Here is a 19,072-nt window from a genome sequence, read left to right as displayed (position 1 = left end):
CCCGATGATGTCAAGCGTCACGCAGGCAACAGCCGCGCATCCGAGAACGACAGCAGCTTGCGGCTTTTCTCGTCCCACAGGTGCAAGCGCGCGCAACCAAGGCTGTCGCGCAACGTCAGACGTTGGGTATGGGCCAGAATGTCATGATCGCGCAGCACTTCGCTCAGCCTGTAGAACGGAATGCGGCTGGCAAGGTGATGCACGTGGTGCATCCCGATATTGGCAGTCATCCAGCGCAGGACACCGGGCAGGTCATAGAACGAACTGCCATGCAGCGCGGCTTCCTGCACGTTCCAATCCGCCTCCTGATCCCAGATCGTGTCTTCGAACTGGTGCTGCACGAAGAACAGCCACATCCCGGCCATTGCCGCCAGCAGCGTTGTCGGCAGGTAGATGAACAGGATCACCTGCCAACCGCCCAACCAAAACAGTCCCGTCAGCAGCACCGCAATCGACAGGTTCGTGCCCATCGCACTGATCCAATATTTTCGGCCCGACCGCATGAGGCCGACCGGAAGCCGGTTGTGCAGGAAGAACATGAAGAACGGGACGATGCCGAACAAAAAGACGGGATTTCGTACAATACGATACCCCAACCGCCCGAAAAAGCCCTTGGCCCGGTATTCCTGCACCGTCAGGGTCGGCACGTCACCGATCCCGCGACGGTCCAGATTGCCCGTTGACGAATGATGGATGGCATGGGTCCGGCGCCATGTTTCGTAAGGCGTCAGCGTCAGAACGCCGATCACGCGGCCCACCCAGTCGCCCACCTGTCGGTTCTTGAGAAAAGAGCCATGCCCGCAATCGTGCTGGATCATGAACAGCCGCATCAGGAAACCGGCATTCAAAACCGCAAACGCCAATGCAAGCCACGGGCTGATCTGGAGGGACCACCATGCCAAAGCCCACAGGGCAAGGAACGGCAGGATCGTGACGCTGAGTTCAAACACACTACGAGAGAGGATCGGTTCGCGATACTTGGCGAGGATCCGGGTCCATTCAGAAGGTTGCAATCGAATGCCTTTTCTCAGGGATTGTCAGAAAGAAGGGAGAAGGTCGACGACCCGTCGCGTGGCACACGGCTCAGGCTTTCCCGGTGGATTTCTTGGCAGGCGGCTTGGGTTTCGCGGCATCCGAGTCAAGCTTGGCCTGCGCATCACGTTCAAGCCGCGCCTGGCGCAATTGCGCGGTCTTGCGGTCCTTGGTGGCGTTCTGTTCTTCGATGATCTCGTTGGCGGCGCGCGTGGTTTTTTCCATCGCGGTTTCTGCTCGGGGTTTCACCCCGCTAAACGGCCGTGGCTGTGACGGTTTCGTCATCGTTCAAGCTCCTGTTTGGCCAAAGATCAAGTCAAGGGCGCCGTCCGCACGGAGCCCATGTCCAAAGCGATGTCGGCAAATCTGTCGGGCGGTCCGGCTGCGGGAATGGTTGCTTTCGCTCATACGGCGGCCCACACAGGCAGGATCATGCTGCAACCGGTCCGGTTGTGGGTCTTGGCATCGGCTTTGCCTTCGTTCGGGAAAGCCACAAGGCGCGCTAGGCGGCCGCAGAATATGTCCATCATTCTTTCCGGGTTCACGTGTCAGTCGCTTGCCCCTGCGTCAAACAGGGGCGCAACGCAAACTCGAAAGACGGATCCTGTCGCATGCGCTTGTCGCGCCATGTAAGTCTTCCTTGGCTCCGACGCAATGACCAGACGTGCAATCATCCCTTTTGCACCACCGATCAACCTTGGTGATTTTCACGCAAAACACCGCTCCACCCGCCGGTTTCGTCCCATCCTCCCGTCGCGCATCCCCTTGTGCAAAAGGCAAACACCACCTGCCCGACCGCCTGAAGTTTCCGATGATGGACACGGGCGTCGCATTTTGTCACCGAAACGCCGCTCTGCGTCATTTCTGCTCTTGCACAGGTCGCGGCTTGGACATATTCCCGGCGGTGGGACACCCCTCCCCAACGAGGGGCGCTTATCTGGAAGGATAGCATCAATGGCTACGCAATACCCGGCAACGCGGCCGGCAAACCCGCGTTTTTCCTCTGGCCCCTGTGCCAAACCCCCCGCATTCGATCTTGCAAAACTGGCTGATGCTCCCTTGGGCCGCAGCCATCGCGCCGCCGTGGGCAAGGCCAAGCTGAAGGCCGCCATCGACGGCACCCGCGAGATCCTGGGCATCCCCGACGATTACCGCATCGGCATGGTGCCCGCCTCGGATACCGGCGCCGTGGAAATGGCCATGTGGACCATGCTGGGCGCCCGCAAGGTCGAGATGCTCGCCTGGGAAAGCTTCGGCGCAGGCTGGGTCACCGACGCGGTCAAACAGCTCAAGCTGGACGCCGTCGTCAAGGAAGCCCCCTATGGCGAGATCGTGGACCTGTCCACGGTCGATACCGACAATGATGTCGTGTTCACATGGAACGGCACCACCAGCGGCGCGCGCGTGCCCAATGGCGACTGGATCAAGTCCGACCGTGCGGGCCTCACGATCTGCGATGCCACCTCGGCGGCCTTCGCGCAGCACCTGCCCTGGGACAAGCTGGATGTGACCACCTTCTCCTGGCAGAAGGTTCTGGGCGGCGAGGCGGCGCATGGCATGATCGTGCTCAGCCCACGTGCCGTCGAACGCCTGGAAAGCTACACGCCGCCCTGGCCCCTGCCCAAGATCTTCCGCCTCACCAAGGGTGGCAAGCTGATCGAGGGGATTTTCGTCGGCGAGACGATCAACACTCCCTCCATGCTGGCGATCGAAGATTACCTTCTGGCGCTGGACTGGGCGCGCTCGGTGGGTGGGCTCGCAGGTCTGTGCGAGCGGGCCAACCAGAACCTCGCGGCGGTGCAGAGCTTCGTGGCGGAAAACGACTGGATCGCGTTCCTCGTCAACGACCCCGAATACCGCTCGAACACCAGCGTCTGCCTCAAGTTCACCGACGACCGGATCACCGATGGTGCGGCCTTTGCCAAGGCGGTGGTCAAACGTCTCGACGCCGAAGGCGTGGCATATGACATCGGCGCCTATCGCGACGCCCCTCCGGGCCTGCGCATCTGGTGCGGCGGCACGGTCGAGGCCACTGATGTGGCGGCCCTGATGCCTTGGATCAAATGGGCCTTCGAGGCCGAGATCGAGGCGCTGTCACAAGCGGCCTGATCCCCACAATCCTGCAAGAATACCGGGGCCCGCCGTGGCCCCGCCCCTCCCCCATTTCTCACAAGGACCACGAAAATGGCTCCCAAGGTACTCGTCTCCGACAAACTCTCTGAAACCGCCGTGCAGATCTTCCGTGATCGCGGCATCGACGTGGATTTCATGCCCGATCTGGGCAAGGACAAGGACAAGCTGCGCGAAGTGATCGGGCAGTATGACGGTCTCGCCATCCGCTCGGCCACCAAGGTGACCGACAAGATCCTCGAAGCCGCCGACAATCTCAAGGTGATCGGCCGCGCCGGGATCGGCACCGACAATATCGACAAGGACGCCGCGTCGAAAAAAGGCGTGATCGTCATGAACACGCCCTTCGGCAACATGATCACCACCGCCGAACATGCCATCGCCATGATGTTCGCCGTGGCCCGCCAGATCCCCGAGGCCAGCGCCTCCACTCAGGCCGGCAAATGGGAAAAATCCAAGTTCATGGGTGTCGAGTTGACCGGCAAGACGCTCGGCGTGATCGGCGCGGGCAATATCGGTGGCATCGTCTGCGACCGTGCCCGTGGTCTCAAGATGAAGGTGGTGGCCTATGACCCCTTCCTCGGTCAGGAAAAGGCCGACAAGATGGGTGTCGAAAAGGTCGAGCTGGACGAGCTGCTCAAGCGTGCCGACTTCATCACCCTGCATGTGCCGCTCACCGATCAGACCCGCAATATCCTGAGCCGCGAAAACCTTGAGAAGACCAAGAAGGGCGTGCGGATCATCAACTGTGCACGCGGCGGGCTGGTCGATGAGCAGGCGCTGGCCGATCTGCTGACCTCCGGCCATGTCGCCGGGGCGGGCTTTGATGTGTTCGCGGTGGAGCCGGCCACGGAAAACCCGCTGTTCGGCCTGCCCAACGTGGTCTGCACACCGCATCTGGGGGCGGCCACCACCGAGGCACAGGAAAACGTGGCGCTTCAGGTGGCCGAGCAGATGTCCGATTATCTTCTGACCGGTGCTGTCAGCAACGCGCTCAACATGCCCTCGGTCACCGCCGAAGAGGCCAAGGTCATGGGCCCGTGGATCAAGCTGTCGGATCATCTGGGCAATTTCATTGGCCAGATGACAGACGAGCCGATCAAGGCGATCAACATTCTCTATGACGGTGTCGTGTCCAACATGAACCTCGAGGCACTGACCTGCTCGGCCATTGCCGGGATCATGAAATCGGTCAATCCCGAGGTGAACATGGTCTCCGCCCCCGTGGTCGCCAAGGAACGCGGCGTCAAGATCAGCACCACCAAACAGGACAAGTCCGGCGCGTTCGAAGGCTATATCAAGCTGACGGTCGTGACCGACAAGCGCGAACGCTCCATCGGCGGCACGGTGTTCAGCGATGGCAAACCGCGTTTCATTCAGATCAAAGGCATCAATATCGACGCCGAGATCGGGCGCCACATGCTCTATACCACCAACAATGACGAGCCCGGCATCATCGGCACGCTCGGTCAGACGATGGGTGAAAACGGCGTGAACATCGCCAACTTCACCCTCGGCCGCTCGAATGCCGGCGGCGAGGCGATCGCGCTGCTCTATGTCGATGCCCCGATCGAACCCGCGGTCATCAAGAAGCTGGAAGCCACCGGCAAGTTCCAGCAGGTGCGCGCGCTGCAATTCGACGTGGCCTAACCGCTGTCACATTGACGCCCAAGCGGCCCGGTCATCATCGCGTGCCCGGGCCGTTTTTCTTTGCAGCGCCCCCTGCACCGCGTCATGCTGCGGGCATGACCCGACCGATCCATGTCATCCCCGATATTCACGGCCAGCGCGCCATGCTCGAAGACGCCTTGGCACGGATCGAGGCGGATGGCGGCGCGCGGGCGCGGGTGGTCTTTCTGGGCGATCTGGTGGATCGCGGCCCCGACAGTCGCGGGGTGATCGACCTGATCCTTGACGGGCTGGCGCGGGGGCGTGACTGGATCGTGCTCAGCGGCAATCACGATACTTATGTGACCCGGTTTCTCGATGATGGCGACGCCTTCACCAGCAAGGGCCACCCCGACTTGCCATGGATCGCGCCCCGCCTTGGCGGCGATACGACGCTGGCCAGTTACGGCATCGACACCGACGACCGCGCGCTGGCCGATATCCTGCACGATGCCCGTGCCGCCATTCCGCAGGCACATCGCGATTTTCTCGCCCGGTTGCCGCTCTGCCATCAGGAACCGGGGCTTCTTTTTGTTCATGCGGGCATCCGCCCCGGCGTGCCCCTGTCTCTGCAGACAGGCGAGGACATGATGTGGATTCGCGAGCCGTTCCTCAGCGATCCGCGCGATCATGGCCCGCTTGTCGTGCATGGCCACACCGCGCTTGACGCGCCATGCCATTACGGCAACCGCGTCAATCTGGATGGCGGCGCAGGCTGGGGCCGCCCGCTCTGTCCTGCGGTGTTCGAAGGGCGCGCGTGCTGGCTGCTGACAGACGCCGGTCGCGTGGCGTTGGTGCCCTGATCCGGCACCGCGACCGCGCGCCGCGTTAACCCCGTCGCGGCACCGATCCCGCACCGACGTTATACCGATGCGATACCGACGTTATACCGAACCCGTATTTTCCCGCCTTTTCCAAGCATTAACCCGATTCGCGGCCTATCCCCTCCGCATCATGTGACGGCACGTCCGCATTGCACTCCGCCCCCCTGCCCCGCTACCTTGCGGCAACGCATGTCACAAAGGGACCACGCCATGACCGATATCGTTATTCTCGACGGCGCACGCACCGCCATCGGCACCTTCGGCGGCGCGCTCGCGGCCACACCTCCCGCCCAGCTTGGCGCCGCCGTCGCCACCGCAGCGATGCAGCGATCCGGTGTCGCACCCGAACAGATCGGCCATGTCGTTTTCGGCCATGTCATCAACACCGAATCCAAGGACATGTATCTCAGCCGGGTCGCCGCCATGACCGCAGGCATCCCCGACACCACACCCGCGATGAACGTCAACAGGCTCTGTGGGTCGGGCGCGCAAGCCATTGTTTCGGCAGTGCAATCCCTGATGCTGGGGGATGCCGATTTCGCCTTGGCGGGTGGCGCCGAAAGCATGAGCCGCTCGCCCTTTATCATTCCTGACCAGCGGTGGGGCGCCAAGATGGGGGATGTGCGCACGCTCGACATGATGCTGGGTGCTCTCAACTGCCCGTTCGGAACCGGGCATATGGGCATCACCGCCGAAAATGTCGCCGCCGAGCATCGCATCGACCGCGCCGCACAGGACGCCTTCGCTCTCGAAAGCCAGCGTCGCGCCGCCGCCGCCATGGAGGCCGGGTACTTCAAGGATCAGATCGTCCCGGTCGAGGTCAAGATCCGTCGCGACACCGCGTCTTTCGACACCGATGAGCACCCCAAGCCCACCACCGCCGAAGCCCTTGCCGGCTTGCGCCCCGCCTTCCAGAAGGACGGCACCGTGACCGCAGGAAACGCCAGCGGACTCAACGACGGGGCCGCCGCCATGATCATCGCCCGCGCCGACGCCGCCAAGGCGGCTGGCCTCTCGCCCAAGGCGCGTATTCTGGGCTATGCCCATGCCGGTGTGCGCCCCGATGTGATGGGCATCGGCCCAGTGCCCGCCGTGCAAAAACTGCTGCAAAAGACCGGACTTACGGCGGATGACTTCGATGTCATCGAATCCAACGAGGCCTTTGCGGCACAGGCGCTGGCCGTCAACAACGCGCTTGGGCTGGACCCTGCCCGGGTCAATCCCAATGGCGGAGCGATCGCACTTGGTCATCCGGTCGGCGCCACAGGCGCGATCATCACGATCAAGGCGCTTTACGAACTGCAAAGAACCGGGGGCAAGCGCGCGCTGGTAACCATGTGCATCGGTGGCGGACAGGGCATTGCATTGGCTTTCGAACGGCTCTGACGCGTTACCTTAAGGGGTTGTTCACTTTAATCGCGGAGTCTGACGGCATTCCCGGGACAGGGCTGTCGGAGGACAGGGCATGAGCCTTGCCAACAAACTTGCCGAAGAACGGCGCGCACGGCTGGCAGCCGAACGGTTGCTGGAACAAAAACAGGCGGAATTGCAGGCCGCAAACCGCAAGCTGGGAAAGCATGCGGAACGGCTGAACGACCAGATCGTCGAGACGCGGGCCGAGGTTGAAACCGTCAGAAATGAAAACCTGCGCGTCAAATCCGACCTGACCGCCGCCAAACAGAAGGTCGAAATCGCCGAACGGCGGCTTTGGCACTCGATCCAGACGATCCGTGACGGCTTTGCCTTTTTCGACGCCGACAGCCGGATGATCGCGGCCAATGATTCATGGCTGGCAGTGTTCGACGGGCTCGAAGCCGTCAAGCCCGGCATCAGCTATATCGAAATCCTGCAATTCCTGACCGAAGAGGGCATCGTCAACATCGGAAACACCCCGCCCGCCCAATGGCGCGAGCGGATGCTTGACCGCTGGCAGGGCAACGCCCCCGAACCCGAGGTGATCCGCCTCTGGAATGGCGCCTATATCAAGCTGATCGACGAACGCGGTCATGGCGGGGACGTGGTCAGCCTTGCGCTGGACATCACCGAAACGATCCTGCGCGAAAAGGAACTGCAAGATGCCCGCCGCCGTGCCGAGGCGGCAAATCATGCCAAATCCTCGTTTCTTGCCAACATGAGCCATGAGATCCGCACACCGATGAATGGCGTTGTGGGTATGGCCGAACTGCTCATGGATACCGACCTGACCGAGGAACAGACTCTTTACGCCAACACGATCCGCAAATCCGGCGAGGCGCTTCTGGTCATCATCAACGACGTTCTGGATTACTCCAAGATCGAAGCCGAGAAACTGCATCTGCACGAGGAACCTTTCGATCTCGAACGCACGGTGCATGAACTGGTGATGCTCTTGCAACCCAATGCGCGCGACAAGGGGCTGGAGCTTCTGGTGGATTACGACATGTTCCTGCCGACCCGGTTTCACGGCGATCCGGGGCGCATCCGGCAGGTTTTGACCAATCTGATCGGCAATGCGGTCAAATTCACCGAACAGGGTCATGTGCTTGTCCGCGTTGTCGGTATACCCGAAGCCGCGACCGAAACCCCTGACCATGCAGACGCCATCGCGCATCTGCGCATCACGGTCGAAGATACCGGCATCGGCATAGCGCCCGACAAACAGGCGCATATCTTCGGCGAATTCAATCAGGTCGAGGATGCCAAGAACCGCCGGTTCGAGGGCACTGGCTTGGGTCTTGCAATCTCGCGCAAGCTGATTGCGATGATGCAGGGCGATATATGGATCGACTCCGAAGAAGGGCGCGGCTCCACCTTCGGGATTTCGCTGAACCTGCCCGTGCACGAGCGTCTGGACCCCGACAAGCTCCGCCTGCCCGACAGCCTGCGCCGCGTCCTGATCGTGGATCCGCAGGAGGTCAGCCGCACGATCCTTGAAAAACAACTGGCGTCCATGGGCCTCGACGTGCGCGGTTGTTCAAGCGGTGCGCAGGCGCTTGAACTGGCCGGCGCGACCGATCTGATCCTGAGCGAGCATCACATGCCCGGCATGGACGGTATGGAGCTTGCCGAAGCCCTGCGCGAAGCCGGGCAGGATGTACCGATCGTCCTGCTCAGCCCCTTGGCAGGGGGCACCTATGTTGATCCCGCCAGACCCTTGCTGGCGGCAGTTCTTCAAAAGCCCGCAACCCGTAGCGATCTTCTTGCGGCCTTGCACAAGGCAGCCCCTCCGGAGCCTGCGCGCCCGATGCGCGTTCTTGCCGCCGAAGACAACCGGATCAACCGGCTGGTCTTTTCCTCCATGCTCAAGGATCTCAACATCGAGCTTCATTTTGCCGAAGATGGCCGACAGGCTGTCGATCTTTATGGTGAAGTCAGGCCCGATATCGTTTTCATGGACATCTCGATGCCCGGAATGGACGGGAAAGAGGCAACCGCCCATATCCGCGCCCTCGAAAAGAGCACCGGGCGCCATGTCCCGATCATCGCCATGACGGCCCATGCCCTTGGCAGCGACAAAACCGAGATCCTGTCGGCCGGACTGGACCACTACATGACCAAACCGCTGCGAAAGGATGCCATCATCGAACACATTCTCAAGGCTCGGCCAGAGCGTGCCCTGGATCCGTGCGCCGCGGTCTGCGCTCCTCCAGAGCAGCAAGCGGCCAGCGCCTGAAGCGTTTCGCGAAATGCAGGGCTCTGTTCAATCGTTGCGCGCGTTTCGCCTTTAGCTGATGCCTCAGGTTAAAGGCGAAACGCTTCAGTCGCTCTCGGCGCGCACGAATACGGGTTTGTCAGGCTCGGACATATCGGGCCGATAGCGATAGCCGCCGGTGTCGAACTCGGTCAGGGCCTCGGCATCGGTCAACCGGCGCTGGATGATATACCGCGCCATCGCCCCGCGCGCCCTTTTGGCGTAGAAGCTGACGATCTTGGGGCCACCCGGCTTGTCCTCCATGAACACCGGCGTCACCACCCGCAGCTTGAGCGCCTTGGGATCGACCGCGCCGAAATATTCCTGGCTGGCGCAATTGACCAGCACCTCGGCGCCGATCTGGTCCGCCTGTTCATTGAGGGCGCGGGAAATCTTGTCGCCCCAATATTCATAAAGCGTCTTGCCTTTGGCGGTGTTCAGGCGGCTGCCCATTTCCAGCCGGTAAGGCTCGATCGCGTCCAGAGGCCGAAGCAGGCCATAAAGGCCCGACAGAATGCGGAAATGATCCTGCGCCCAAGCCATTTCCTCAGGTTCCAGCGACGTCGCCTCAAGCCCCTGATACGTGTCACCGGCAAAGGCCAGCGCCGCGGGCTTTTCCGCCATCGAGCCGAATTCGCTGAACCTGTCCCGGTTCAGCTTGGCCAGGTTCTCGCTGATCTTCATCAGCTTTTGCAACGCATCCACCGAAAGGCCCTGCGCCACACCGGCCAGCTCATCCGCCTCGGCGCGAAACATCGGGCGTGTGGGGGTGATCCCCTCCACCGGGTCCATGTCCATCTTCTTGGCGGGGGAAACGACAACCAGCATGTGAAAAGTCCCTTGCTATGAGTTGAGCAGGATTTAGTCCGCCGTGTGCAGAACGTCCAGAAATGCCGGGCCAAACCTTTCGGCCCGCCGTTCGCCCAAGATGCGGGTCAGCTCGCCCAGATCACGCGGCCGGCTCGAAGCGACCCGCGCCAGAAGCGAGGCCGAACAACTCAGCGGCTTGTCGATGCCGCCCTCGCCGCGCGCAAGATCGGCCTGCACTTCGAGAAGCTGATCGTACAGCGACCCCGCCGCGCGCCCCGCCAGCTTGCGCCGCTTGGGGTGCAATGCCTCCGCCTCGCCATTGATGATCGACAGGAAGGCATCACCATAGCGTTCCAGTTTCTTGGCGCCGACGCCGCTGATCCGGGCCATCTGATCCAGCGTCACAGGGCGGGTCTCGGCCATTTCGATCAGGGTGCGATCGGCGAACACCACATAGGCAGGCACCTTGACGGCCTCGGCCAGCGCCCGGCGCTTGGCCTTGAGCGCCGACAGCAACGGCGCATCCTCGTCCGATACAAGCGCGCGCACCGCGGGGCGGTTCGATTTGGAAACCAGCGTGTCGCGGCGCAGGGTGATCGGCTGTTCATCGCGCAGGATCGGCCGCGCGGCCTCGGTCATGCGCAGCGCGCCATGACGCTCGGGGTCGGGACGCACCAGATCATGCCCCATCATTTGCCGGAACACACCCTGCCAGCCCCGCCTGTCGATGTCGCGCCCCACACCGAATGTGGGCAGCTGATCGTGACCCCTCTGGCGGACCTTGTCGGTCGCATTGCCTGTCAGGATATCGATCAGATGCCCCGCGCCGAACCGTTCATCGGTGCGCAATATGGCCGATAGCGCCTTGCGCACGGCCTCGGTTCCGTCGAACGTCTCAGGCGGCGTGTCGCAAAGATCGCAATTGCCACAGGCGGTCGCCTCTTCACCGAAATAGCGCAAGAGATTGGCACGGCGGCATTCCAAAGCCTCGGCCAGCCCCAGAAGCGCGTTCAGCCTGCCGTGATCCGCCATGCGGCGCTCCGGCGGGGCAAGCCCCTCGTCGATCTGGGATCGGCGCAGGCGGATGTCGTCGGGGCCGAACAAGGTCAGGGTTTCCGCTGGCGCCCCGTCGCGACCGGCGCGGCCGATTTCCTGATAATAAGCTTCGATCGACTTCGGCAGATCGGCATGTGCGACCCAACGGATATCGGGCTTGTCCACGCCCATCCCGAAGGCCACCGTTGCAACCACGATCAATCCGTCCTCGGTGTTGAACCGGGTCTCGACCTCGCGCCGGCCTTCGGGGTCCATGCCGCCGTGATAATGGCACGCGTTGTGGCCACTTTCGCACAAGGCCCTGGACAGGCTTTCGGTGCGGGCGCGCGTTCCGCAATAGATGATGCCGGACTGTCCCTTGCGCGCCGCGGCGAAATCCATGATCTGCCGGCGAGGGCTGTCCTTGGGGCTGAAGGCGAGGTGGATATTGGGCCGGTCGAAACCACGCAGGAAGGTTTGCGGCGGTTGACCATCAAACAGCTTTTCGACGATCTCGGCGCGGGTTTCGGCATCGGCCGTGGCGGTGAAGGCGGCCAGCGGCACGCCAAGCGCCCGTCGCAATTCCCCTATCCGCAGATAATCCGGCCTGAAATCATGGCCCCACTGGCTGACGCAATGGGCTTCGTCCACCGCGATCAGGCTGACACCGATGCGCCGCAACATGGTCATGGACGATCCGGCCGCAAGCCGTTCCGGCGCGATATAAAGAAGCTTGAGCCGCCCCTTGTCCAAAGCGTCCCAGACGGCAGATGTTTCCTCTTCGGTGTTGCCCGACGTCAGCGCCCCAGCTTCTACCCCGACCTCGCGCAGCGCGCGGACCTGATCCCGCATGAGCGCAATCAGCGGTGAAATCACCACCGTCACACCCTCGCGCATCAGAGCGGGCAGTTGGAAACAAAGGGATTTGCCACCACCCGTCGGCATGATGGCCAGCACGTTTTCGCCCTGTGCCACGGCATCGACGATGTCTTCCTGCCCGGGGCGGAACGCATCAAATCCAAAGATGTCGCGCAAAAGCGTGGTCGCGCCCGGCATGAAAGTCCTGTCTGTCTTTAACTCTGCTCTTGGCAGGACTTTTTCACACTCGGAATCGCGGAACAAGAGGCTGGTCAGTAAAAGGCCGCCGCATTGTTCATCAGGATGATGCGGATTGCATAGACCGCGATCAAGGCCACGAGGGGCGCCAGATCGATACCGGACATGGATGGCAGGATCCGCCGGATCGGGCCATAGATCGGCTCCAGGATGCGGTTGAGCATGTACCAGATCTGCGCCACGAATTGCTGATGCAGGTTCAGCACCTGGAAGTTTATCAGCCAGCTCATCACGACATGCGCAATGATGAAGAACCAAAGCACATCAAGCAGGAGCATGAGGATCTGAAACAGGGATTGCATGGGAGTGTCCTTCAACCGCGAAACGCCCAAGACCTAAGCGCGCCGGCGGCAAAGCGCAAGCCTGACGCCGGGTTGCGGTTGACGCCGCCGTGCCGCGGGCAGAAAACCCGCAAAGAAAGGAGCTTCAGATGTATCCAGCCCCGCGCCTGTTCTGGCAGATGTTCAAGCACCGCAAAGATCCGCCCCTCGCAGCGACCGGGGTTCATGTCTCGAGCCATATCTGCCTGCCTTGGGACATCGACATGTGGATGGAATTGAACAACGGTCGGACCCTGACCCTGTTCGATCTGGGGCGTATCCCCCTTGCACAGCGCATCGGGCTGATCGACGCGATCAAGCCGCAAGGCTGGGGGCTTGCTGTGGCGGGTGCATCCGTCAGGTATCGACGCCGAATTCGCATGTTCGAACGCATAACGATGCGATCGCGCGTGGTGTTCTGGGATGACCGTTTCGTTTATATCGAACAGTCTATGTGGAAACCCGATGGAGACTGCGCCAACCACATTCTTTTGCGGATCGCCGTGACCGGCAAGGCCGGGATCGTGCCGCCTGCAAGGGTCTTCGATGTCATGGGCCAAACGGCACCCGTGCCGGAAGCGCCCGAGTGGGTCAGTGCGTGGATCGCGGCCGAAGCGCAAAGACCCTGGCCGCCTGCGCAGGAATAGCTTGATAGAACCGCAAGGAGCCTGTCATATCTTGTCAAACAAGAGGCGAGCATGACCGGTATTTCAAAGCGTAAGCGTATCTGGGGTTGGTTCTTTTTCGATTGGGCAAGCCAGCCTTACCATACGCTGTTGATCACGTTCATCTTCGGCCCTTTCTTTGCCGCTACCGCCGCCGAATACTTCATGGCGTCCGGCCTTGACGAACAGGCCGCCGATGCCAGGGCCCAAAGCCTGTGGTCGCTATGCCTGACGATTACAGGGCTCATCATCGGCTTCGGTGCGCCCTTCATGGGGGCGCTTGCGGATACGACAGGCCGCCGGTTGCCATGGATCATCGGATTTTCGGTGCTTTATGTGATTGGGGCGACCGGGCTGTGGTGGACGCAGCCTGACGGATCGAACATGTGGCTGGCCCTGACCGCGTTCGGCATCGGCTTCATCGGGGCCGAATATGCACTGATCTTCATCAACTCGCAGTTACCCTCGCTTGGCTCCAAGGAAGAGGTAGGCGCCTTGTCGGGATCCGGGTTCGCCATCGGCTATGTGGGTGGCGTGCTGTCGTTGATCATCATGCTGTTGCTGTTCGTGGAACAACCCTCGGGCAAGACATTGATCGGGCTTGACCCGGCCTTTGGTCTCGATGCCACGCAGAAAGAAGGCACGCGCTTTGTAGGGCCTTTCGTGGCGATATGGTTCGTGATCTTCATGATCCCTTACTTTCTGTGGGTCAGGGATGTCGGACCTCCCGCACAGGGCAAAGGTGTCGGCGATGCGATGGCCCTGCTGGTCAAGTCGGTGAAGTCCCTGCGCCGCCGCATCAGCTTGTCGGCCTATCTGGGGTCATCGATGATGTATCGCGATGCGCTGAACGGGCTTTATGGGTTTGGCGGGACATATGCGGCTCTGGTTCTGAACTGGCCGCTCGTCTTCATCGGGATCTTCGGGATCATCGGCGCGATTGCTGCCGCCGTATTCAGTTGGATCGGGGGCAAGGCGGACCGCGCCTTTGGCCCCAAGCCGGTGATCATCGCATCGGTTTGGGCGCTGATCATGGTCTGTGTGATCGTGGTGGGCATGGACCGCGAGCAGCTTTTCGGGATAGCGCTGGCCGATGGATCAAGACTGCCCGACATCATCTTCTTCGGCTGCGGTGTTCTGATCGGCGGGTTTGGTGGTACTTTGCAGGCGGCAAGCCGGTCGCTGATGGTGCGCCACACCGACCCCAAGGCGCCGACCGAAAGCTTTGGACTTTATGGGCTGTCGGGTCGAGCCACCGCCTTTCTGGCGCCAGCCCTGATCGGAACCGTCACAGCCCTTAGCGAGAGTGCGCGCATCGGTGTTTCTCCGGTGATTGTTCTTTTCCTGATCGGTCTGGTGCTGCTACGGTGGGTTCAACCGAAGGGAGACAGTGAGACATGGATCGCTTCCTGAAACTGATGGCCTTGGGCCTGATCCTGGCCGGGTGCAACGCGACGCCACAGGACATCTCCGCACCGCGTCAGGTCGTCTCGACACAGAACATCCCCGCCGCGATGGTGGGCGTGCATGCCAAGCAGTTGTTCGGAAACGCGCCCGACGGGTCACGCCAGGCGGCCGAACCATTTGGCGGATATGCCAAGGGCTGTCTCGCCGGCGGTATGCAACTTGCCGAGACCGGGCCGACATGGCAGGCCATGAGGCTCAGCCGGAACCGCAACTGGGGACATCCAGAAACCATTGGTTTCATTCAGGATCTTTCCCGTTTCGCAGCGACGCAACCCGGCTGGAGCGGGCTTTATGTCGGCGATATCAGCCAGCCGCGGGGCGGGCCGATGTTGACGGGGCATCGCAGTCATCAGATCGGGATGGATGCGGATATCTGGATGAGGCCGGCGGATCGGTTGACGCTGAGCCGGGCGGAGCGGGAGAGCATTTCGTCGATCTCGATGCAGCGGGCGAACGGGGCCTATACCAACGGGGAATGGAGCCGGGCGCATCATGAGATCATCAAGGCCGCGGCGAAGGATCCGAGGACGGACCGGATCTTTGTTTTTCCGGGCGCCAAGGTGCGGATGTGCCAGGACGAGGCCGGCGACAAAAGCTGGCTGCGCAAGGTCCGTCCCTGGTGGGGGCATCACTACCATTTCCATGTGCGCCTGAAATGTCCTTCGAATTCAGCGTCTTGCGTAGAGCAGGAGGCGCCGCCGCCGGGGGATGGCTGCGCGGATGCGCAGGAATGGGTGAGCAATATCCTCAACCCGCCGCCGCCTGATCCGAACGCCCCCAAGCCGAAACCGCGCCGCGAGTTGACCATGGCGGACCTGCCGGGGCAATGCGTGGCGGTTTTGCAGGCAGACTGACCATATCCTGCGGAAAAATTCTCACGAGCTACCGCATTTTGTTTTGACACGCCGAAAATCTGTGGCAGGCTGGGGATAAGTTCAACAAAGCGAAAGGAGGTGGTCCAGTGTCTATAAAGGATTTGGAGCGAGGTGCCGGAACAGTTTGGGAGGGTGCGTCCTAGGGCAGTCCCTGGGGCGATGATCCCCCGAATTGGTGCGTCCTAACCGGGCCACCTTCGCTAGCCTTTAGGGGGCCGTTCCGGGATCGGAACGGCCCTTTGGGTTTGGTACGATCCGTACGAAACCACCCCGCGTTCAGGACGAAATTCGGACCCGAGGGGCGAATTTGTGTCCATCCCGTACACAACTGCCTGCGAAAGACCGCATGAAGATCACCGATACGATCACCATCGAGGACTGGGAACTGACCGAACAGTTCATCCGCGCCAGCGGGCCGGGGGGGCAGAATGTCAACAAGGTCTCGACGGCGGTGGAGTTGCGTTTCGAGGCGGAGCGCTCGCCGCATTTACCGGATGTTGTCAAACGGCGCTTACAACGGCTTGCAGGACGGCGCTGGACCAAGGAGGGCGCGATCATCATCCAGGTGGAGGAGACCCGATCTCAGGCCCGCAACCGCGAGATCGCCCGCGAACGGCTGGCCGAGCTGATCCGCAAGGCGTTGGTGGCGCCCAAGCGCCGGGTGGCCACAAGGCCGACACTGGGATCGAAGAAACGGCGGCTGAAGGCCAAGAAGGTACGCGGCGAGGTGAAGGCGATGCGCGGGAAGGTCGAGGGGGAGGATTGAGCCGGGTACCAAGGATTGGTATATTGGGTAGCGAAGGAGACAGGCCATGGCGCGCAACACCTCGGTCGTTTTGAGCGATCACTTTAACGATTTCATAACCCGTGCGGTGGAAAGTGGGCGCTATGCGTCGGCCAGCGACGTGGTGCGTGCAGGGTTGCGGATGTTGGAAATGGAAGAGGAAAAGCTGGAGCGGCTTCGGGCGGCGATCGCCGAGGGCGAGGCGAGCGGACCACCGGAAACCTTCGATTTCGATGAGTTTCTGGCGGAGATGCATGCCAAGCATCTTGCATGAAGGCGCTCGAACTTTCCCCAAAAGCGCGAAACGATCTGGAAGATATCTGGCTATATAGTTTTTCGGAGTGGGGCCGTGCGCAGGCCGATGCTTATGTTGCGTCCCTTCGGAGCGTGATCAAAGGCTTGCAGGATGGTCAGACGGTGTCACGTCGCGCAGATAATGCCAAGCCGGGTTATCGCCTGGCAGTGGCGGAACGTCATCTGGTGGTGTTCAGACAGACGCCGGACAAGATCATAGTTATCCGGGTGCTGCATCAGCGGATGGATGTGGATCGGTGGATTTGAAGTACCGCTCTGTGCGAATCGTCGGCGCCGAAGGTGTTGCATTTTTGACTCTACACATTCTCCCATTCTTTCTTATATGCTGCCCATAGAGATTGGAAAATCTCTGAATACAAAAATAGACTCCGTACCATTCGCCGTTTATCAAAGTTTATGGGCAACCATAACGCGAATGTACGGAGTCGATTTTTTTCATGGATCATCGATATGCGATATTGATTGATGGTGGTTTTTTCACAAGAAAACTGAAACAGCGCCTGAATAAAACGCCGGATGTAGACGACGTTTTACACGCGATCGATGAGCTGAAAGAAAATGAACTTCTTTCGGGATTTGAGTTACTTAGGACGTATTATTACGATGCGTATCCTGCATCGGGTAAAGTGAAGCACCCTGTGACAAAACAAACGGTAAATCTTGCAGAAACAGACGTATTTACGCGCAACAAAGCATTTCTCCAAAAATTGGAACTGCAGCCAAACATATCTTTGCGCGCCGGAGAGCTGTCGCCGAGAGGTTACAAACTCAACTATAGGGTTATGCACCAAGATGATCTGGCCAGTCGGCCTTTGGAAGAAAAAGACTTCATGCTCGACATAGAACAAAAGGGCGTTGATCTCAGGATCGGTCTGGATATTGCCCGATTGTCTTTACGCCAAATGGTTCGGACAATCGTTGTTGTAACTGGGGACAGCGACTTCATACCCGCTTTCAAATTCGCGCGCCGCGAGGGCGTGCGAGTCATACTCGCCCATATGGATCACGGTGTGAAACGAGAGCTAAAAGCTCATACTGACGGTTTCATTTGATACCCTAAACCTCAACCGCCATCGCCTCTTGCTGGCCCACGCCGAAGACGCGTTTGTAGCGGGCGACTTCGTCAGCCGGGCCCATTGCCTTGTTGGGGTTGTCGGAGAGTTTGACGGTGGGGTGGCCATCGGCGGCCACCGCCTTGCAGACCAGCGAAAAGGGCGCGAGGGCGTCGCCTTCGGTCAGGCCACGGAAATCGTTGGTCAGCAGCGTGCCCCAGCCGAAGCTGAGTTTGACGCGGCCATGGAAGCGGCGGTGCAGTTCGATGATCTTGTCGGCGTCCAGACCGTCGGAGAAGATGATGAGTTTCTTGCGGGGATCCTCGCCACGGTCCTGCCACCAGCGGATCGCCACCTCGGCGCCGGTTGCCGGATCGCCGGAATCGATGCGGATGCCTGTCCAGCCGGCCAGCCAGTCGGGCGCGGCGCGCAAGAACCCTTCGGTGCCGTATGTATCGGGAAGGATGATGCGCAGATTGCCCGAATGCTCCTCGTGCCAGTCGGCCAGCACCTTGTAGGGGGCCTGCGCCAGTTCGGCGTCGGTTTCGGCCAGGGCGGCATAGACCATGGGCAGTTCATGGGCGTTGGTGCCGATCGCCTCGAGATCGCGGTTCTTGGCGATCAGGCAGTTGGAGGTGCCGACGAAACCGTCGCCCAGGCCCTCGCGCATGGCCTGCACGCACCAGTCCTGCCAGAGGAAGGAATGGCGGCGGCGGGTGCCGAAATCGGCGATGCGCAGATCGGGGAGCGGGCGCAGGCGTTCGACCTTTTCCCACAGCTTGGTCATGGCTCGGGCATAGAGCACCTGCAGTTCGAATTTCTCCATACGGCCGAGAACGGCGCGGGCGCGCAGCTCCATCAGGACGGAGAGGGCGGGAATTTCCCACAGCATGACCTCGGGCCATTTGCCTTCGAAGGTGAGTTCGTATTGGCCGTCGCGCTTTTCGAGATGGTAGGGCGGCAGGCGGAGGGCCTCGAACCATTCCATGAATTCGGGGGTGAACATCTGGCGTTGGCCATAGAATGTGTTGCCCCGCAGCCATGTGGATTCCCCCCGGCTGAGCGAGAGAGAGCGTATGTGATCGAGTTGCGCGCGCAGCTCGCCCTCGTCGATCAGCTCGGCCAGGCGGACGGATTTGGTGCGGTTGATGAGGCTGAACGTGACGATGGTGTCGGGCTTGTTGCGAAAGACCGACTGACACATCAGCAGCTTGTAGAAATCGGTGTCGATCAGGGAGCGGACGATCGGGTCCATCTTCCAGCGGTGATTGTAGACGCGGGTGGCGATGTCGACCATGCCGGCCTCCGG

18 protein-coding genes are annotated in these 19,072 nt (G+C 61.1%); 12 read left to right on the top strand and 6 right to left on the bottom strand.

Going from position 1 to position 19,072, the window contains the following annotated elements; translation table 11 throughout:
• Nucleotides 1–17 precede the first annotated feature (17 nt).
• Both F3H35_RS15865 and F3H35_RS15860 read right to left on the bottom strand, forming a co-directional pair.
• Nucleotides 18–1,013, bottom strand: coding sequence for a fatty acid desaturase (locus F3H35_RS15865; protein WP_149780519.1), 996 nt, complete (start codon nucleotides 1,011–1,013; stop codon nucleotides 18–20).
• 70 nt (nucleotides 1,014–1,083) lie between these two features.
• Nucleotides 1,084–1,317 carry a hypothetical protein gene (locus F3H35_RS15860; RefSeq protein WP_149780518.1) on the bottom strand — a complete coding sequence of 78 codons (234 nt, stop codon included), beginning with the start codon at nucleotides 1,315–1,317 and terminating at the stop codon, nucleotides 1,084–1,086.
• Between the two features lie 669 nt (nucleotides 1,318–1,986).
• Here F3H35_RS15860 and F3H35_RS15855 point away from each other — a divergent pair.
• The 5 genes from F3H35_RS15855 to F3H35_RS15835 all read left to right on the top strand — a co-directional run bounded on the left by F3H35_RS15855 (nucleotide 1,987) and on the right by F3H35_RS15835 (nucleotide 9,306).
• Nucleotides 1,987–3,141 carry a phosphoserine transaminase gene (locus F3H35_RS15855; RefSeq protein WP_149780517.1) on the top strand — a complete coding sequence of 385 codons (1,155 nt, stop codon included), beginning with the start codon at nucleotides 1,987–1,989 and terminating at the stop codon, nucleotides 3,139–3,141.
• 75 nt (nucleotides 3,142–3,216) lie between these two features.
• On the top strand, nucleotides 3,217–4,812 hold the full coding sequence (serA, locus tag F3H35_RS15850) for a phosphoglycerate dehydrogenase (protein ID WP_149780516.1): 1,596 nt from the start codon (nucleotides 3,217–3,219) through the stop codon (nucleotides 4,810–4,812).
• Between the two features lie 95 nt (nucleotides 4,813–4,907).
• Nucleotides 4,908–5,633 carry a metallophosphoesterase gene (locus F3H35_RS15845; RefSeq protein ID WP_149780515.1) on the top strand — a complete coding sequence of 242 codons (726 nt, stop codon included), beginning with the start codon at nucleotides 4,908–4,910 and terminating at the stop codon, nucleotides 5,631–5,633.
• A 231-nt stretch (nucleotides 5,634–5,864) separates the two neighbouring features.
• Nucleotides 5,865–7,040, top strand: a complete 1,176-nt coding sequence (locus F3H35_RS15840; protein WP_149780514.1) for an acetyl-CoA C-acyltransferase family protein — start codon at nucleotides 5,865–5,867, stop codon at nucleotides 7,038–7,040.
• Between the two features lie 79 nt (nucleotides 7,041–7,119).
• The gene (locus F3H35_RS15835; protein ID WP_149780513.1) at nucleotides 7,120–9,306 is read left to right on the top strand and encodes a response regulator; all 2,187 of its coding nucleotides are present in this window, start codon (nucleotides 7,120–7,122) and stop codon (nucleotides 9,304–9,306) included.
• 84 nt (nucleotides 9,307–9,390) lie between these two features.
• Here F3H35_RS15835 and yaaA read toward each other — a convergent pair whose 3' ends face one another.
• From yaaA to F3H35_RS15820, 3 genes are all read right to left on the bottom strand, one after another.
• Complete coding sequence (gene yaaA, locus F3H35_RS15830) at nucleotides 9,391–10,152, bottom strand: peroxide stress protein YaaA (RefSeq protein WP_149780512.1); 762 nt, start codon at nucleotides 10,150–10,152, stop codon at nucleotides 9,391–9,393.
• 33 nt (nucleotides 10,153–10,185) lie between these two features.
• A complete protein-coding gene (recQ, locus tag F3H35_RS15825) occupies nucleotides 10,186–12,225 on the bottom strand; it encodes a DNA helicase RecQ (protein WP_149780511.1) in 2,040 nt (679 codons plus the stop codon).
• 74 nt (nucleotides 12,226–12,299) lie between these two features.
• Nucleotides 12,300–12,587, bottom strand: a complete 288-nt coding sequence (locus F3H35_RS15820) for a YggT family protein (RefSeq protein WP_149780510.1) — start codon at nucleotides 12,585–12,587, stop codon at nucleotides 12,300–12,302.
• A gap of 128 nt (nucleotides 12,588–12,715) precedes the next feature.
• On the opposite strand from F3H35_RS15820, the gene F3H35_RS15815 reads away from it, so the two are divergent.
• The 7 genes from F3H35_RS15815 (at nucleotide 12,716) to F3H35_RS15785 (ending at nucleotide 17,763) form a co-directional block, all read left to right on the top strand.
• The gene (locus F3H35_RS15815; protein WP_149780509.1) at nucleotides 12,716–13,252 is read left to right on the top strand and encodes an acyl-CoA thioesterase; all 537 of its coding nucleotides are present in this window, start codon (nucleotides 12,716–12,718) and stop codon (nucleotides 13,250–13,252) included.
• Nucleotides 13,253–13,303: 51 nt separating this feature from the next.
• Nucleotides 13,304–14,683 carry an MFS transporter gene (locus F3H35_RS15810; RefSeq protein ID WP_149780508.1) on the top strand — a complete coding sequence of 460 codons (1,380 nt, stop codon included), beginning with the start codon at nucleotides 13,304–13,306 and terminating at the stop codon, nucleotides 14,681–14,683.
• Nucleotides 14,668–15,591 (top strand): penicillin-insensitive murein endopeptidase, encoded by a 924-nt coding sequence (gene mepA / locus F3H35_RS15805; protein ID WP_149780507.1) that lies wholly within the window; start codon nucleotides 14,668–14,670, stop codon nucleotides 15,589–15,591. The genes F3H35_RS15810 and mepA overlap by 16 nt, the downstream gene beginning before the upstream one ends.
• A gap of 367 nt (nucleotides 15,592–15,958) precedes the next feature.
• Nucleotides 15,959–16,378, top strand: coding sequence for an alternative ribosome rescue aminoacyl-tRNA hydrolase ArfB (arfB, locus tag F3H35_RS15800; RefSeq protein WP_149780506.1), 420 nt, complete (start codon nucleotides 15,959–15,961; stop codon nucleotides 16,376–16,378).
• Between the two features lie 46 nt (nucleotides 16,379–16,424).
• Nucleotides 16,425–16,670, top strand: a complete 246-nt coding sequence (locus F3H35_RS15795; RefSeq protein ID WP_149780505.1) for a type II toxin-antitoxin system ParD family antitoxin — start codon at nucleotides 16,425–16,427, stop codon at nucleotides 16,668–16,670.
• Complete coding sequence (locus F3H35_RS15790; RefSeq protein WP_149780504.1) at nucleotides 16,667–16,957, top strand: type II toxin-antitoxin system RelE/ParE family toxin; 291 nt, start codon at nucleotides 16,667–16,669, stop codon at nucleotides 16,955–16,957. Before F3H35_RS15795 ends, F3H35_RS15790 begins: the two co-directional genes overlap by 4 nt.
• A 191-nt stretch (nucleotides 16,958–17,148) precedes the next feature.
• The gene (locus F3H35_RS15785) at nucleotides 17,149–17,763 is read left to right on the top strand and encodes an NYN domain-containing protein (protein WP_149780503.1); all 615 of its coding nucleotides are present in this window, start codon (nucleotides 17,149–17,151) and stop codon (nucleotides 17,761–17,763) included.
• A 4-nt stretch (nucleotides 17,764–17,767) separates the two neighbouring features.
• Here the strand turns inward: F3H35_RS15785 and pncB are convergent, their stop codons facing one another.
• On the bottom strand, nucleotides 17,768–19,060 hold the full coding sequence (gene pncB / locus F3H35_RS15780) for a nicotinate phosphoribosyltransferase (RefSeq protein ID WP_149780502.1): 1,293 nt from the start codon (nucleotides 19,058–19,060) through the stop codon (nucleotides 17,768–17,770).
• Between the last annotated feature and the right edge of the window lie 12 nt (nucleotides 19,061–19,072).

This window comes from Roseovarius litoreus, assembly GCF_900142765.1.
Lineage (GTDB): Bacteria > Pseudomonadota > Alphaproteobacteria > Rhodobacterales > Rhodobacteraceae > Roseovarius > Roseovarius litoreus.
This window is presented reverse-complemented; position numbering and strand designations above follow the sequence as displayed.

Coding starts and splice junctions, on each gene's coding strand:
- recQ (WP_149780511.1), bottom strand. CDS start 12,225: ATGCCGGGCGCGACCACGCTTTTGCGCGACATCTTTGGATTTGATGCG.
- F3H35_RS15820 (WP_149780510.1), bottom strand. CDS start 12,587: ATGCAATCCCTGTTTCAGATCCTCATGCTCCTGCTTGATGTGCTTTGG.
- F3H35_RS15845 (WP_149780515.1), top strand. CDS start 4,908: ATGACCCGACCGATCCATGTCATCCCCGATATTCACGGCCAGCGCGCC.
- mepA (WP_149780507.1), top strand. CDS start 14,668: ATGGATCGCTTCCTGAAACTGATGGCCTTGGGCCTGATCCTGGCCGGG.
- F3H35_RS15785 (WP_149780503.1), top strand. CDS start 17,149: ATGGATCATCGATATGCGATATTGATTGATGGTGGTTTTTTCACAAGA.
- yaaA (WP_149780512.1), bottom strand. CDS start 10,152: ATGCTGGTTGTCGTTTCCCCCGCCAAGAAGATGGACATGGACCCGGTG.
- arfB (WP_149780506.1), top strand. CDS start 15,959: ATGAAGATCACCGATACGATCACCATCGAGGACTGGGAACTGACCGAA.
- F3H35_RS15855 (WP_149780517.1), top strand. CDS start 1,987: ATGGCTACGCAATACCCGGCAACGCGGCCGGCAAACCCGCGTTTTTCC.
- F3H35_RS15860 (WP_149780518.1), bottom strand. CDS start 1,317: ATGACGAAACCGTCACAGCCACGGCCGTTTAGCGGGGTGAAACCCCGA.
- F3H35_RS15810 (WP_149780508.1), top strand. CDS start 13,304: ATGACCGGTATTTCAAAGCGTAAGCGTATCTGGGGTTGGTTCTTTTTC.
- F3H35_RS15835 (WP_149780513.1), top strand. CDS start 7,120: ATGAGCCTTGCCAACAAACTTGCCGAAGAACGGCGCGCACGGCTGGCA.
- pncB (WP_149780502.1), bottom strand. CDS start 19,060: ATGGTCGACATCGCCACCCGCGTCTACAATCACCGCTGGAAGATGGAC.
- serA (WP_149780516.1), top strand. CDS start 3,217: ATGGCTCCCAAGGTACTCGTCTCCGACAAACTCTCTGAAACCGCCGTG.
- F3H35_RS15815 (WP_149780509.1), top strand. CDS start 12,716: ATGTATCCAGCCCCGCGCCTGTTCTGGCAGATGTTCAAGCACCGCAAA.
- F3H35_RS15840 (WP_149780514.1), top strand. CDS start 5,865: ATGACCGATATCGTTATTCTCGACGGCGCACGCACCGCCATCGGCACC.
- F3H35_RS15795 (WP_149780505.1), top strand. CDS start 16,425: ATGGCGCGCAACACCTCGGTCGTTTTGAGCGATCACTTTAACGATTTC.
- F3H35_RS15790 (WP_149780504.1), top strand. CDS start 16,667: ATGAAGGCGCTCGAACTTTCCCCAAAAGCGCGAAACGATCTGGAAGAT.